Consider the following 2,054-nt stretch of genomic DNA (forward strand, 5'->3'; position numbering starts at 1 on the left):
GGGTGAAGGCGTTCTTGGCCCGGCCCCCCGACCCCCGCAGGGGGCCGGGGGGTGGCTGGGATGAGGAGGGTACCCCCGCCTTCCTCACCCCAGCCACAGCCGGGAACACAGCTCGATCTCCGCCGCCCCGAGCAGGACCCTGTCCTCGGCGACAGCGCGGACCCCGGCTCCTCCGGCAGGCCGTGCACGGAATTGCCGGACCGGGTCCTGCAGATCGACTTCGTCGTCGACCCAGCCAAAGGCCCGCGGCTGTCCGGTGTGACAGCGCTCGCCAAGCTCGGGGAGGAGTTCGCCCGAGAACTGGACGAGGAAGGTCTGGAGATCGCCGGGCCCAAGCGCTTCGAGATCTGCTACTTCCATGGATCGGGTCCGCACCGGGTGGCCTGCCCGCCTCAGGACGCCACCCACGGGACCGCCCTCGTCCGCGTGAGGACCAGGCCGCAGCAGAGCATCACGGCCCAACCCGCCCTGAAGTCAGCCGCCTCACCGTTGCGTTCGCCCGCACCTGAGCCGCACCTTGACCTCGCCCTGCGTGCACTGGCTTCCAGGATCATCGGCGTTCCCCTCATCGTTGATGAGGGAGAGCCATGACCCAGGTCGCGCGGACACGATGGTGAAGATCGCATGAGCGACGGCCGGTTCGTGGGGGCGGCCGTTGAGGAGGCGCAGGCCGGGGGCGGGCACGCCTGCCAAATCGTCCCCTGCTCCTCGGCCTGCGCCGCCTCCCCGATCTCGTGGCCTGAGTGATGACCCGCTCTGCCCAGGCCGCGATCGCACTCCCGGAACGCCGATGCACCACGCGTCTGCAAGCGCGCACGGCGACCCAGTCGAGAGGGGAGGGCGCCGGCGCCGCCTCGCCGCCCTCCCCACCCCAACCGGCCCAGACCCTCCTGGTCGACGCCGACGTCGGCATCTACCGTCAGAGAAGTCAGCCCACCATGAGGAGACTGATATGACTGTGACCCACGCTCCGGCATCCCGCCCTTGGGGGCTGAGCCGGGCAACGCACCGTCTGGAAGTGGCCAGACTCCCGTACGTCATGGTGCGCGTGGACCCGGACACTCAGATCGCTCGCTTCTACGACGAGCAGGGGACAATCGTCGAGATGGCCGGCAAAGGCACCAACCGGTCATACCTGTCAGGGACCATGTCCCGTCCCGGTGACGGGTCCAAGGACTCACCGGACGTGGTGGACGACTCCCAAAACGACTCCGAATCTGACTAGCGTGACGCGAATCGAGCCTGACTTCGTCATGGTGATCACCTCGGCGGAGGACGTCACCGCGAACCTGGTCATCGCCGCTCTGCACGAGCGCCAGGTGCCCATCGCGCGCGTGGACCCCGCCGACGTGGGCACAGACCTCACCTTCAGCGCGCGGCTGGAAGACGGGGAGAGCCGCTGGACAGGCCGGGTGCGCACCACCAGCCGCAACCTCACCCTGGAGGGGGCGCGGGCGGTGTACTACCGCCGCCCCTCAGCCTGGCGATTCGGCGGCCTCGATCCGCAAGCTCGCGCCTTCGCCATCGCCGAGGCGCGCTACGGCCTGCACGGCCTGCTGTTCAACCTGCCGGACTGCCGCTATGCCAACCACCCCCTCTGCAACCAGCGGGCCGACTACAAGCCGGCGCAACTGCAGACGGCTGCCAGTCTGGGAGTGCCGATACCGGCAAGCCTGATCACCAATGACCTGGACGCGGCCGAGAAGTTCGCCGCGGAGCATCCCGCGATGATCTACAAGTCGTTCCGCGGTGTCCCGGCCACGCCGGATGGCACGGCGGCGGCCATCTGGACGCAGCGGGTCGATCCCGCGGATCTGGACGAGTCTCTGCACGTCACGGCCCACCTGTTCCAGGCCGAGATCCCCAAGAGCGGCGATGCCAGAGTGACCGTGGTAGGCGAGCGGGTGTTCGCTCACCGGATCACTTCGCCGGCGGGCATGCTCGACTGGCGCAGCGAGGACCCATCTGCCCTCCTGCACACCCCGATCCAGGTACCCTCGGCCGTCCAAGCCGCGCTGCACACGTACCTGGCCCGCTTCGGCCTCATCTTCGGC

At 69.0% G+C, this 2,054-nt stretch carries 3 protein-coding genes; all 3 read left to right on the forward strand.

Annotation, left to right across the window (positions count from 1 at the left end):
* Positions 1 to 60 precede the first annotated feature (60 nt).
* Entirely contained in the window at positions 61 to 591 is a 531-nt protein-coding gene (locus ACFWYW_RS59270) for a hypothetical protein (protein WP_379641482.1), read from the forward strand.
* 361 nt (positions 592 to 952) lie between these two features.
* Positions 953 to 1,225 carry a putative ATP-grasp-modified RiPP gene (gene tgmA, locus ACFWYW_RS59275; RefSeq protein WP_379641483.1) on the forward strand — a complete coding sequence of 91 codons (273 nt, stop codon included), beginning with the start codon at positions 953 to 955 and terminating at the stop codon, positions 1,223 to 1,225.
* Position 1,226: 1 nt separating this feature from the next.
* Positions 1,227 to 2,054 (forward strand): MvdC/MvdD family ATP grasp protein (locus ACFWYW_RS59280; protein ID WP_379628295.1); only part of this gene is annotated, 828 nt, incomplete at its 3' end.

Source organism: Nonomuraea sp. NPDC059023 (assembly GCF_042740095.1).
GTDB lineage: Bacteria > Actinomycetota > Actinomycetes > Streptosporangiales > Streptosporangiaceae > Nonomuraea.

What these genes read in the sequence shown, in the direction of transcription:
- ACFWYW_RS59270 (WP_379641482.1), top strand. Translation starts at nt 61, where the DNA reads ATGAGGAGGGTACCCCCGCCTTCCTCACCCCAGCCACAGCCGGGAACA.
- tgmA (WP_379641483.1), top strand. Translation starts at nt 953, where the DNA reads ATGACTGTGACCCACGCTCCGGCATCCCGCCCTTGGGGGCTGAGCCGG.